A 14,067-nucleotide genomic window follows, 5' to 3' on the forward strand; every position below is an offset into this window, starting at 1 on the left:
TCTCCTTGATCCACGTTTTCTGAGGACAGGTTATGAAATTTAAACCCTATTTGATTCCTTTTTTAAGTTTACTTTTTCTGATGAATTGTGGTAAAAAACTCCACTTTTCTATGGTCACTTCCACATCGATGGAAAATGGACTTCCTTTTTTTGTGTTAGATGGTAAAGAGTGGAAGGCAGAACCTGGAGCAGAGTTTGTCAAATTACATTTTTATGCGGACAATGCGTTCTCTTTAAGTAAAGTATCTATTGAGTCTTGTTCTGGTCCATTCAAGGATCGTGTTGCTGCTTATGTAAACTTTGATGAAGTTTATGCTAGTACTGATGTTCAGAAATCCAATTCAGAAGTAATGTTTGATCCAGTTGTTCAGGCAAGGTCGGTTACTTTGAATTTTCAAAGAAATCAAAACATTTGCCTTAAGTCAGTAAAGTTTTATGATGAAAAGAATAAGGCTTATCGAACATACGCACCGGAAATTATTTCTGGTTCAGTGACTGCTTCCGAAACTGCTTCCCCGGAACCAACTTATTCCGTTATGAATCTATTTGATTCCAAATATGAAAATGGATACGCATCGGTTAAAGGTGGAGTAGGCGTTACTTTTAACTTTGATTTTGCGGAAAAGAAAAAAATATCAATGATCAAGATCTGGAATGGATACCAACGTTCTGATGTTCATTGTATTAAAAACGGAAGGGTTAAGTCTTTCCTTCTCACTGGAGATGATGGATATTCTGCAAAAATCAATGTAGAAGATTCGATGGGTAGCCAAGAGATTTCACTTCCCACTCCTTATAAGGGCCAAAAACTATCTATGAAAGTAGAGGAAATTTATCCCGGACTCACTGAAAAAGGAATCGTACTATCCGAGCTCAGGTTCGGTCATGATGGTGATTGGTTTGCGATGGACACTCTTCCGAAATCCAAGGAAACCGCTGCCAGAAATTTTGATGCTTTCACAAAAGCTTCACTCAGGAAAGTTTTGAATCGCGGTTTGACAGGGAAGGAAGTGACAGAGGTGGCAGAAGGAGAAGTAACCGATTTACCTGCTGGAGCCGATAACGAAGTTGCAGTGGAAGAAAATTTAAATCCTCCGACTGCTTCTGATTGGACGATCCGATTGCGTTCTGATGGAACTTTCTTTTTGGAAGGTTCAACAGCTCGTACGAACTATGATGCCGGTGAAGAAAGTTCACAGAGATTTTACGGAATGGGTAATTACGAAGTCAAAGAAACTACTCCAGGAAAAATTGAACTTCGTATTTTTGGATTTCTTCGCAAACAAACATTCACTAATTTTTTGGACTATGGGGAAGGAGATTGTAACGGTTGTGGTCGCGATTGTAACCAAGTGAAAAATCCAGATCCAAACAACACAGAGAAAATTTTCCAAGAGTTTGTGACCTTGCAAGTCAGAGGAAAACAATACTATTTAACCAATTCCAAAAAAACAGACAATCTGGACTTTTCAACATTGGAACTTAGTTTGGAATAAAAGGATGAAATCTGTGTTTTTTCGTTTAATCTCTGTTATCCCATTTTTTCTTATTTTGGTTGGATTTTCTTGCGGTGGTGAATCAGAAAAAAAAGAGAATTTTCAAACACAAAACTCGGTTTCTAATCCAAACAAAGCAAATAAGGTTTCCCTGTTTATCAAATGGGAAACCACGGGCCTTCCTTTGGAAATGGAAATCCGAGAACCGAGTGGAGCTCAAGCTCTAACTTTATGGACAACAGGATCAGTTAAAGAAGGAAAAAAAACGCCTTTTGGTGATTTGATTCCTGAGAGCAAACTTGTTCTCAAACCGGGTTCCAAAAAACAATTTTTACTCGTGATGAAAAATCCGACAGATTCTCCGGTTTATTTTTTTGCGGCTCCCCATTCTGCAATCCCAGTAGAACATAGTTTTGGATTTAAATTCAAATGCCTTTGTGTGAATCATGCGTTTACTGTCCCTGCAGGGGAAACTTGGTTTCGCGTGGTTGAGATCCGTCTTGCTCCCGATTTTTTAGGTGACCATCTTACCTTAACTCACAATTTAATTGGAGTTAGTCGAGAAAGGATGTTACAATTCGAGAAGAGTGCTGGTAGTTCTATCCCGAGTGAGATGGATTGAGATTGGTCACTGCAACTTTCCGTCCCGGTATCTTTTCCCCTTGGTTGGAACTTTAAGGAAATTATATAAATGAATGAACCTTCCGTTTTAAGGGCAGGTATGATTTACAGGGAGATTGTATTTATTGGAGAGATAACACTCTACAATATGCCGGTCACTCGTACTTAGTACTTGGTCGAAGTAGATCAAATCTCCCATAAAACCTTCGAGATAATCGCCATCACCTGGCGGAGTACCAAGCCAAGCATATTTACCAATAGATAAGTTTCCGCTGCTACAATTGTAAGTGGGTGGCCCAGAACTGGAGGAACTAACCGAGTTTCCCCCTTTGTAGAGATTTCCAGAAGTACCATTATGATCTAGAGACAAAAGGACGAATTCATTGATATTATAGAATGAGGCATTGGAATAAACTCGTGAAGCATTCGATTGTAAATCAAATAAGCTAACAATTTTCCCGCCTCCTCCATTTGGTAAGTATAATAACTTACCAAATTCTCCATTGTGAAAAATTCCATCGCTTCCTCCGTATTTCATATCGTTGAACACGGCAAAGATGGTATTGGCAGGAGTGTTGAGTTCAGGGGTACAGGCTCTCGTGAGAAACGTTCCTACAAGTGCCACATAGCGCAGACTTTTTGATCCGTTGATACCTGTGGCATTAAAGATTGGTTGTTGGCTGCCAGTGCCTTGGCTGACATGAAATCCGTTTCCGCTCCGGTCATCCATAATACTGACACAGTTCGTTCCTCCAGAGCAAGATCCTGGACCAAAAGAGGCAGCTTCCGGCATTAGAAAGAATTTTAAGCTACTGCTAGCAGGTGTTTGGTTCCATGAACTTACTTGTGTGGGATAATGGCCAGATAGAACTCGGATCTCTGCATCAGTAAGGACGCGGTTATAGATTCTGATTTCATCAAGATCACCAGAAAAATTTCCCACTCCATCAAGGCGCCTACCCACTTCCAGACTTGGCCCAGGGACTGTGGACCAGGATTTCGACCCTGAAGCACGTAAAACTCCATTTTCGTAGACTTCCGTGTTTGTGGAATTGAAAGTTCCGCAGAGATGCATCCACTGGTTTCGAAAACCTTCATGAAAGGTTGTGACATCATCTGCCACACCAAACATCCCTGTGACAGTATCGGAAACAACAAGTCCATTACCTTGCGAAGTATTGAAGGTACCATATCCCACTATATATTCACCAAGGGAACTTGATTTATTAAACCAAGCGCAAATGGTCCTTGGGTTATTTCCTGAAGGCAAACCGTTTGGACTTAACTTTTGCATAAAGGAGGCACCATTAAAATAATAAGCTCCGCTTGGGTGGCCGTTGCGATCGTTTGTGGTGATGGCCCCTGTTATGTTTAAGTTGTTTCCTGCGCTCCCATAGTCCTTTGCATTTCCATTGAACGGATAGTAGGTGATGAGTCCTGAAGGAATTTGTACACCTAGTCTCTGGATGTCATCATTGTCTAAAGCTCCGTTAAAAAAACGAACATCCGATATTTTGCCCTTAAAATAAAAACCATTGCCAGCATCTCCCACCTTGAATGTGTTTGCTGGTGCAATGGGATTACTTGTAAAGACAATGGAGTCTTGTTTACCGTTAATAAAAATTTGCCAATTGGGATTTGATCGTCTGAGAACGACATGAGCCCATTGATTTAACGGTAATTTCATTGTTGTATTACCACTAGGACCAACTGCTCCAAGTGAGACACTGAGAGTTCTTGATCCTCCAATGTAGGTCAAACCATACCCGTTCACACCACCTTGACCGTTGTAGAAGATAAACTGAGTTCCAGTCGTACTTTCAGGATAAACCCAAGCGGAAACGGTCAAATTATCGGTGATTGCTGGGGTAATGTTAGAAGTGGATTGGATGAGTTCTCCACTGCCTTGAAATTCATAGGCGCCATTGGCAAGGCCATTTTCATCCATGGTAGGAGTGGGGGCACCAGTCACCAAACCATTGTTTGTTCCAATGGAATCGTTCGTATTTCCATCAAACGTGTATCTTAATAATTCTGATGGTTCTAGATAACGTACCGAATGGTTTCCTGTGTCAGAGATATATACACTCAGGCCATCGGACAATAAATGACCTGGAAAATTTAGAAGTCCATTCCCTCCTGTATTATCAGCATATCCAGTGGTACTTCCTGCAAGAGTAGTGACTTTATTTGTGGATAGATTTAAATGCCTGATTTTATGTCCTGACCATTCCGAGACAAACAAATTTGTCCCATCAGTCGTCAGTCCATGAGGATCATTGAACTGGGCAGCGGTTCCAATTCCATCGGTGGATGCTTGTACACCGTCACCAGCAATAGTATCGACAGCATTGGTTCCCGTAAGATTAATCCTACGAATTTTATGCCCACCACCAGCTCCAAGATCAGTAATGTAAAGGAATCCTCCCAGGCCAACGGCTGTTATAGGAGACACGAAACGAGCGTTTGTCCCTATGGTATTATCGGTAAAAGTACAGAGAGAAGGGCTACCGGCAATCGTACTGACTGCAGTTGTGGTAGGGTTTACAACTCGAATCGTACAATTTCCTCGATCTACAATATAAAGACTTCCGTTAAAAAGTGTAATTGAAGATGGGTTATTGAAAGAGGCGAGAATCCCTGAAATGTTATCAGCAGAAGCTGCACTCCCACTGCCGGCAAATGTAGAAACTACGGAGGTGGCCAGATTAACCTTTCTAATCCTTCCGCCAGAAGATTCCAAAACAAACAAATTGTTGCCGTTTGTTGTTAGTCCAACAATTCCATTAAACTGTGCGGCAGTTCCTATTCCATCTTGGCAATTGGTTGTGACAGTACCCGGACAGGTTGTACCACCACCGGCATTTCCTCCGGCAAGGACCGTGGTAGTTCCGTTGGATTTATCAATCTTACGAATCACTGCGTTTGCCGTATCGGCAACATAGACAAAATTACCATCTGTGGTAATCATACTTGGCCCATTGAATCGTGCAGCTGTAGGTCCTGCTGATGCAACAGCTCCACCGGTAATGGCACCACCACCACCAGCATTCGTAGGATACGATCCCACTCTAGTTCTAATAAATGATCTTCGTCCGATTAAGTTTGTTCCAATATCTGTGCTTGCATTAGGGTGGATATTCCCACCGACAATGTAGCCGGTCACACAAGTGATGAATATAGTTACGTTGGCCGATGCCATGGTTCCAATAGAAAGATTTGGATCATCAAAAGAACAGATTGTACCGGCAGGTTGGGCCGTGAGTGTCACTGCATAATTGGAACCAGTTGCTACAAGAGTTGTAAATTTTGTAAGACCTGTAGTTGCTATGTTTAAAGTATCGGCTCCATTATTCTCTACGGTGATTGTTCCGCTAAGGCCGGAGACATTCACGCCCACTTCATAAAAATTGGCCCCGAGTCCACATGTAACACTTACGTTTGTTATGTTGTTACTTTGTACAACACCTTGGGCGTTGGCAATGGAACAGATGAGTCCTGCGCCATTCGTGACAAAACTGATAGAGTAACTTTGGCCTGAACTGAGTTTTGTTGGGAAGGTGAAGTTTCCATCTTCGGATACAGTGACCGACTCCTGGTTGTTGGTCAAAGTGACCGATGTTCCGGGAATGAGGCCAGAGACGGCGCCACCAATACTATGTCCTGTAAACTGCGGGCCTGAAAAAAAGCGTAGGAAAGCCAGAAACTCTAAGGGGCTCCGAGTCAGAGAAGGGAGGGAACAGGAAGAGAGGAATAGGAATACAAAGGGTAATGTAAATCTCTTCATGGGATTTTTTCTCTTCCTAATGGAAGAATGGAATCTATTGGAATTTAATCAAGAAATTTCGACTATCAAATTTGGAAGTTTTCAATTTTGGATACATCCTGATTAATTCCCTGCATTTTCGTTGTGTTTTTACCTAATTTCCGTTCGGGAAAGTCGTTTCTAATTCATTAAAATTTAAGAGTCAAAATCAAAATTTGAGGAAATCAAATGTCAGTAAATATATATGTAGGCAACCTTTCTTACGAAATGACGGAAAACAAGTTAAATGAACTTTTTTCAGTCACGGCGCAGTTTCATCTGCTAAAATCATTACAGACCAGTAAACAGGTGGTTCAAAAGGTTTCGGCTTTATCGAAATGAAAGAACGTGGCGATGCAGATAAAGCAATTAGTGATTTGAATGGAAAAAACATTCTTAACCGCGAAATGAAAGTGAACATCACGAAACCAAAAACAAACAACTGGAATTAAGTTTTAAAAAAATTATTTTTAATAAATAAATCAACAAAGATATTCCTATTTGGAATATCTTTGTTAACACTTTTCTCTTGGACGTATTATTTAAATACAATTCAAAAGACACTACGAATAAGGATTAGCTTTTGAAATTTATAAAAATGAATTTTCATGATTTCTAAAATCTTCTCTAAATTTTCTCGGAGTTGTACCTGTCCAATTTTTAAATGCATGATAAAAGTTTGCAGGGTCACTGTATCCCAGCTTTTCTGATATTTTTTCAATGCTAAGATTCGTAGATTCTAACAATCGAAATGCTTTATTTTTTATGATATCATTTGCAATATGTTTATAAGTTATTCCCTCGTTTTTAAGTCTCCTTCTTAATGTCCTCGTTGAAATTTTCATTTTTTTAGCCATTTCTTCCATTGTATTTTCTATACCATTGATACGAAATCTTTCATTCACCTTTTCATAGAGCGACTTCTCTGATCTTAAATAATTGTATTTTTCGTTGCATTCGGCGGCATATTTTTTTTGTAATAAACCATTTGCTTTGGGAAGATGTTGGTGCAAATGGTTTGCATCAATAACGAATTGATTTCTTTGTTTTCCAAATTCAACCGGGCAATTAAAAATTTCTTTGTATAAGTTTATATATTTTGGTTTTTCGTAGGTTAATGATACTAGTTTTATTTTTAATGGAGTACCTAGTATATCAGAACAGAATCTAATAATTGAGGAAAATTCTCTTTCGCAAAGAAATATTCGTAAATCGCTTAAATCCAAAAGCTCTTTTGCATTAAGGTAAAGATAACCGCCCTTAACAAATAGTTCATATTCAAAAAATGTTAGAGTGAGTTCTGTATATTTAAATAATAATTTTAGTGCCTCATAGAGAGTATTGGACAACATAGCAGCCATTCCTAAATCTCCCATTAGACCAATGTGATACTCTTTCCCAAGTAATAAACCTAACTCCGGTATTTGAGCCACACGTTGAATGTTTCTTAATAACTGTAATTCTTCTTCTGTTTGAATGTATTTTTCAGGGTTGGACAAATCATTAGGTAATAGCTTTGTACCTTCGAATATTCTCTTAAGCGGTATTTTATGAGATTTTAGAATTTCAATTGTATGAGATATGGAATTAATGCTCCGCCTGTAAGGAAGTTTCCCGTTGCTTTTTAAAATCAAATCCATATCTAATTCGTTCCTTGTCCTGAATTCACAGATATTTTGTCCGTTAGTACAATTGTCATTATTAATTTTTCGATTATCATTGTTTGAATCACTATGATTGGCTTTGGAGGGCGAATAATAAAATGGAAAACGAAAATTTTATTTTAAGAAATGGAACGATCGTTGATGGAACTAATAAACCTAGATTTATCGGAGATGTTTTAGTTCAGAATCATAGAATTCAATTAGTTAAAGAAGGAACGAAAGTATCAGATGCAAAATCAATTGATTGTAATAATAAAATTATTTGTCCAGGGTTTATTGATGTGCATAGCCACATGGATTATTTTGCAATATCCAATCAGAAAGAAAACTTCGATCCTTTTATATCTCAAGGAATAACTACTATGGTAGTAGGAAATTGTGGATTTAGTCCTTTCGGTTTTAAAAAAAATACCATACATCTTCCTTTGATTGAAAAATCACTTTTTAAAGAAGGACATGGATCTATCCATTGGCATGATTTTAATGGATACAAAAAAAGAATCGATAGCTATGGTACGCCAGTAAATCTTTTGAATTTAGTGGGTCATGGAGTATGCAGAACTTCATTTAACGGGTTTTCACCAGTGGAACTAAACCAATCAGATTTGGAAGAGATGTTGCTTTTATTGGAAGATGCTCTTGATCAAGGTGCTGCAGGTGTTTCACTTGGTTTGCAATATAAACCTGGTGTATTTTCGTCAATGGATGAATTAAGGCAAGTTGCTAGGCTTGTAAAACGAAAAGGAAAAATACTCACCGTACACGCTAAGTCTTATTCAGTGCTTTCTGGCACTTATCCTATGAATCCTTTTGGAACTCCACATAATTTGCTTGCAATTGATGACTTAATTTCTTTGGCTAAAGACACTGGTGTCTCTTTGCAGATTTCGCACTTATTGTTTGCCGGAGAGAAGACTTGGCCAACAACAGAAGAAGCATTGAATCGAATTTCCATTGCTTGTGATAAAGGAATCGATGTAAAATTCGATATTTTTCCCAACTGTTTCGGTGCTACACTGCTAAACACTTTATTACCTGAATGGGTAATGGCAGGGATGCCTAAAATTTTGGAAAACAGACTTGCTATGATGAGATTGCAATTAGAGGCAAATCTTGCATTCCATTTGGTAGGTATTGGGTTTAATGATATTCAGATTTCCAATGCTAGTTGTGCAGAGTATCATGAATATAATGGAAAATCAATCGGTGAAATTGCTCGTTTAACATCAAAGTCTCCTTTTCGTATTCTTGTGGAAATATTAAAGTTTTCCAATGCAGAAGCTCGGATGATATTACATAAATACTATCATGAAAATTTAATCCCTTTACTAATGAAACATCCCGCATCTTTATTTATGACAGATGCATGGCCGGAACCCTCAGGAGTGCAAAACGCAAGCGCCTATGGAGCATTTCCAAAATTTTTAAGTATTGCCCGAGATACAAAATGTCTCTCATTAGAGGAAACTATATATAAGATGACGGGCTTGGCGGCAAACAGATTTAAATTAAAAAAACGTGGTATAATTGCTGATGGTTATTTTGCGGATCTAGTTGTTTTTGATTGGGATAAAATTCAGGATAACACATCTCCCGAGAATAGCGATGCAACGCCATCAGGGATTGATCATGTATTTATAAACGGTAAACCTTGTTTGTTGAATTCGAAGTTAACGAATCAAATGCCTAGTGGTGAGTTCATAACGTCATAATAAGCGAATCTAAAGCATTCAATTTTTATTAAATACTACTTAGGAATGTAGGGAATAGTATCTTTTTGGGCATTCGGCAGAATGCTAATTCTTTCGGAAATTAGTTCTGAAATATATATCGGAACGACCAGTATCGGAAAATACCATATACTTCTGCAGCAAGATGAAAAAACGAAAAAACAACCTTGCGCAGTTCTCTTTCCCTACCATTGATTTTTTCTGGATAATTCTGTTTACTGCTTTTTCGTTTAGTTTTTGTCAGCGTACCGATTTGGAGAATGCAAGTGATCTTTATAGTCGCGAATTTACTGAAACACAAATTCTAAACTGTATGCTGAAAGGCCCTTTTTGTTCTCGCAGTGGCGATGCGAATTCAGTGCCGATCCAACCGCTGCTGCAATATGATTTTACCAACGGTAGTGTGGTGAATGCTGGATCATTAACCATTGCCTTATCAACACCGGAAGCGACACCATCCCTCACTCTCGGTAAAGACGGTGATACGAATGGAGCAATCAATTATACTGCAAATAACCAATATTATTCAAGTGGCGATGTCGGTTTGCCTATGGGTACAAATCCTCGGACTTTTTGTGCTTGGATCAAACCTACTTCGCTTCCTGCCAATGGTTCTCATCGTGTGGTTTTTCGTTATGGTTCCATTACTACCGGTAATTTCGCCGTTTTAGCAATTTCAACGGCAACTGGAAATAAAATTTCATTTTTAGGATATGGTTATGATGCCCTCGCGGATTATACCATACTGGTGAATACCTGGTCTCATTTATGTGCATCATATAGCGGAGGTAATGCGGCAGATTTTTATGTGAATGGAAACTTTATTGCCAGTCCATCTTTTGTCGGTTCAGGACCTCTTAATACGATCAGCGGATCACTTGCGATAGGGACCTGGACCGGAGGTGGAGGACCAGCAGACTACTGGCAAGGTGCTATGGATGATATACGGATTTACGGGATGGCGCTGAGTGCTAAACAAATCGGTCAAATCTATCAAATGGGGGTGGCATACGTAGAATAGTCAAAAAGAACGAATCGAAAAAAGGTATCTCTCATTACTTTTCTTTAACATCGTCAGACTGTCTATATAGTAATGGGCTTACACCCGTTGCTTTTTTAAATTCCACATTGAAAGCAGTTTTGGATCCAAAACCTGTTGCATAGGCAATGGTAAGGATAGACAAACCCGGTTTTTCTTTTAAGATTTTTTTAGCTTCAGTGATTCTAAACGAATTGAGATAACTTCGAAAACTAACTCCTAGTTTGGAATTAAGTAATTCTGAAGTTTGTTGGACAGTAAGGCCTATCGCAAAGGACGCAATTTCCAAATCCAGTTTTTCATCCAGATAGGGTCTTGATTCTCGCATCCACGATTCTAATTTGGCAAGTGATTTTTCTGTATCGATTGAGTTTAACTTTGATTTCGCGTAACGTGTAGTTGGCGCATTGTTTAGGGTGACAATTCGATGAAGGATTTCATTTCGCTCGCCCTCTAGTTTTTCATATTTTTGTAAGAGATTAAATAATAAAAAGAATAAATCGATAGGAAAAATAAACACAGCCGAATAGAGGAGGGGGGTGGAATAAGGTAAGATTCCCAAAAAATAAAACATCGTATTGTAACTAATGATAAAATACGTTCCCCAACTGATCAGAAAAAAAAGAATTTTCTTATCCCCTTTGAAATAATTTCGTAAGGCAGTTCCAAGTATAAGAGGGATAGAGATTAGATAAATATAAGTTGCAATTCTAGAAAAATTTTTGGTTGTATAAGAAGTAAGAATCGCTACAACACAAAAGATTGCAACAATCCCAATGATCAGCAAAATTTTATCAATCCGCGGATTGTTTACTTTTGTATTTAAGAACATTCGCACAAATTGAAAAGAAAAAGGAATTCCTAAAGTAGAAAATACTAATATGGCTTTGTTCTGCCACCAAGGAGATTCAGGCCATAAAACATCGTAAGCATTCCCGTATTGGCCATTGTACCAAAGAACGGTACAAACTACATACGCAGCATAAAAGAAAAATTCACTGAGACCAAAAGCAAAAAAGTAAAATAACGCAAACACGAACATCACCGTGCAGACTCCTAAAATAAGCCATGTAATTGCTGTTTCTAGAATCATACGTTTGTTAAGTGATTTTTCGTCCAAGGAACGAATGGGAAAAGAGATTAGCGATTTCGAGTGGATTCTGATATAAAAGTATTCTCCATAATTTTCTTCCGGGATTTCGAAACTTGGGTAGAGGGCTTCAGGGAATGTCCATTTGGACTTAGGAATTGTATCTCCTGTGTCAAAGGATTTGTATTCGTTCCGATGGACGGGATAATACAAAGTAGCAAAGTCGAGTGCTTTCCATTCTAAAGAGAGAATCCTACCTTGAGAGAATCCTTCTCCAGTTGTTTTTGCGCGAAGCCAGATAACATCATTGGAAAAATTAAAGGAAAGTTGGCCTTTCGAAATCGGATTCCAAATTTGTTGTTTTTGGATTTTTTCAAAAACGATTTCTGTGGAAGGGTCTTGGAAAAATTCGAACTGATTGGTTATGTTTTGATCTCCTGATCCATGGGGAGAACAAGAGGTTCCGAGAATCGTAACGAACAAAATGAACGCCCAGGAAATTTTTTTCATCGAGGACAATAGTCATTCCTGCTTTTAAAGTCTGGCAAGACAAATACATCGGTTCGTAGATGTTTTTGCCGATCTATTCCCCTTTGGGAAACTCTAAGGTAAAAATACTTCCGTTACCTGGCTCTGACTGCACTCGGATATTCCCTTGGTGTAGGCGCATCAGTTCAAAACAGAGTTTCAATCCGATTCCAAATCCTTTTTCGTCGAGAGTTCCGCGAGAACTCATTTGTTTGTAAAACAAATCTTTTTGTCGTTCTTTTGTGATTCCTTCTCCATTATCTTGTATGATAATTTCAGTGAAATCTTTGTGATCTTGGTAAGTCACTCGAATCCAACCTTCTGGATTACTAAATTTAATTGCGTTTGCAATCATGTTACGAAGGATTTCGAAAAGAATCGATTCATCCGCATAAACATTTGCAGTGTTGGAAAGGGATAACTCTACCTGTATTGATTTTTTCCCTAGTTCGAATGAGAAAGAATCGATTAAAGATTGAGTCAATTCTAGTAGCTGAATGTGTTTTAAGTTTAAATGGATTTTCCCTTTGTGGAATCGGTTTAGATTGAGCAAATGTTCTATCGCCGACATCGCATTTTCCAAAATCACAAAGATTTGTTTGAAAATATGTTTTTTTTCTTCTTCTTTCGAATCTTTATCTAAAATTAATGTTAGTGCTGAGTAGACGGTGCTTAAGGGCGAACGAAGATCGTGAGCAACTAAAGATATAAATTTATCTTTCCATTCATTGGCTTCTTCAGCGATTTGTTTGGCTTCTTTGTATTCTTTTGTACGAAGGGAAATTGTTTTTTCTAAGGATTCATTAAGTCTTTTAAGTTCTATTCCTAGAACCTCTGCTTTTATAAATGACTTTGTGAAATAAGAAGCCAAAACTAATGCTTGGAATAAAACAGTGATTAGGTAAGAATATTTTAATACTAAGAAATTGTTTGAGATTCCATAGAGGTAAAGAGTGTCATTAATTGCACTTAGGAATAAAAAAATTTGGATTAGTAGCAGGGGTAATGCCAATTCTTTTTTTTGGAAAGCAGCATAAGTGATACAGACAATGGAATAAAATAATCCAAAGATTGTGAGGAATATACCGTAGAAGGTGGTTACAGATCCTAACTCCGAAGGGGCAATCAAAACAAAAAGAAATAAGATAGAGCAGGTGAATACAAAAAATAGATTTCCACTTTTCGGGAAGTTTTCCGGGAATAACTGACCTAAAAAAGAAAGATAAAAAAGAATACCCAAGTAAAAAATTAAAGAAAGGGAAAAAGCTAAATGATAAGGAACATCTGGGAATAAATAATATAAAGAGTCTCCGTTTAAAGAAATCGAGTGGAGGGCGATCATGAAACTATACATTCCAAAATAAAAAATTAAGGATCGGTGCCTTCTGAAGAAAAAAACTATAAAATGATAAAATGCCATAAAGAGTAAGGCACCCGTGAGTAGAGAATCTCTAATTAATTCGTTGAATAGTTGTTTGTTTATGTTTTTATATAAACCTATCATTGGTGGATACCAGAAGGCACCATCATCATGATAGAAATTGGAAATATGGACTAAAACATTGATTTCTGGTTTGGGATTTGGGATGATGACCATCCCAGAACTACGAGTAGGAACCATGGTTTCTTTCGTGATACCAACTTTCCCTAGTTCTAACTGTAAATCCCCATCGATAAAAACGGAGATTGCGGCTCCTCCTGTTTGGAAAAAACGCATTGCATATATATTGTCTTTTGATGTTTCAGGGAATCTAATTTTTAATTGGTAAGTGGCATAACCAGTTCCTTCGCGAATGGTTTTCCACCTCTCTCCGATGACTTGAAAATTTTTCGATCCTTTCGAATTCTTCTTAAGGTGATTTTCGTTAATTGGGGTTTCTTCTGTTTGTGTTTTTTCTGGAATCAATTCTTTCCAATGGAAAGTCCATTCTCCCGAAAGTGGCAAAGGCTTTTCCAAATTCCAAGATCTTAAATCTAATACACCTTGTTTTGCGACGGGAACATCGGAAAAAGAAGTAAGCTGTGTGCAACTACAAAAACATACTAAGGATAGGGAGAGTTTCCAATTCATGCTTCGCAGAGTCCGAAATGACC

At 38.1% G+C, this 14,067-nt stretch carries 8 protein-coding genes and 1 pseudogene; 5 read left to right on the plus strand and 4 right to left on the minus strand.

The window, feature by feature from the left end; all coding sequences use genetic code 11:
* The first annotated feature begins 32 nt into the window (after positions 1-32).
* Entirely contained in the window at positions 33-1,496 is a 1,464-nt protein-coding gene (locus CH361_RS11570) for an NADase-type glycan-binding domain-containing protein (RefSeq protein WP_208861432.1), read from the plus strand.
* 4 nt (positions 1,497-1,500) lie between these two features.
* Positions 1,501-2,118 (plus strand): LIC11469 family lipoprotein adhesin Lsa20, encoded by a 618-nt coding sequence (gene lsa20 / locus CH361_RS11575; protein WP_165782259.1) that lies wholly within the window; start codon positions 1,501-1,503, stop codon positions 2,116-2,118.
* An 87-nt stretch (positions 2,119-2,205) separates the two neighbouring features.
* On the opposite strand, the gene CH361_RS11580 is transcribed toward lsa20, so the two are convergent.
* Positions 2,206-5,904, minus strand: a complete 3,699-nt coding sequence (locus CH361_RS11580; protein ID WP_100790985.1) for a LamG-like jellyroll fold domain-containing protein — start codon at positions 5,902-5,904, stop codon at positions 2,206-2,208.
* 207 nt (positions 5,905-6,111) lie between these two features.
* Between CH361_RS11580 and CH361_RS19700 the strand changes: the two are divergent.
* Positions 6,112-6,374 (plus strand): annotated as a pseudogene (locus CH361_RS19700) (RNA recognition motif domain-containing protein).
* 138 nt (positions 6,375-6,512) lie between these two features.
* On the opposite strand, the gene CH361_RS11590 reads toward CH361_RS19700, so the two are convergent.
* Positions 6,513-7,562: an AraC family transcriptional regulator gene (locus CH361_RS11590; protein ID WP_100736057.1), complete on the minus strand. Its 1,050-nt coding sequence runs from the start codon at positions 7,560-7,562 to the stop codon at positions 6,513-6,515.
* A gap of 122 nt (positions 7,563-7,684) precedes the next feature.
* Between CH361_RS11590 and CH361_RS11595 the strand changes: the two genes are divergently transcribed.
* Positions 7,685-9,298, plus strand: coding sequence for an N-acyl-D-amino-acid deacylase family protein (locus CH361_RS11595; protein WP_100736056.1), 1,614 nt, complete (start codon positions 7,685-7,687; stop codon positions 9,296-9,298).
* Positions 9,299-9,461: 163 nt separating this feature from the next.
* Entirely contained in the window at positions 9,462-10,337 is an 876-nt protein-coding gene (locus CH361_RS11600; RefSeq protein ID WP_100790986.1) for a LamG domain-containing protein, read from the plus strand.
* Between the two features lie 34 nt (positions 10,338-10,371).
* On the opposite strand, the gene CH361_RS11605 is transcribed toward CH361_RS11600, so the two are convergent.
* Both CH361_RS11605 and CH361_RS11610 read right to left on the minus strand, forming a co-directional pair.
* On the minus strand, positions 10,372-11,955 hold the full coding sequence (locus CH361_RS11605) for a 7TM diverse intracellular signaling domain-containing protein (RefSeq protein WP_100790987.1): 1,584 nt from the start codon (positions 11,953-11,955) through the stop codon (positions 10,372-10,374).
* 73 nt (positions 11,956-12,028) lie between these two features.
* Positions 12,029-14,044 (minus strand): sensor histidine kinase, encoded by a 2,016-nt coding sequence (locus CH361_RS11610; protein ID WP_100790988.1) that lies wholly within the window; start codon positions 14,042-14,044, stop codon positions 12,029-12,031.
* Between the last annotated feature and the right edge of the window lie 23 nt (positions 14,045-14,067).

It is taken from the genome of Leptospira brenneri (assembly GCF_002812125.1).
Classification (GTDB): domain Bacteria; phylum Spirochaetota; class Leptospiria; order Leptospirales; family Leptospiraceae; genus Leptospira_A; species Leptospira_A brenneri.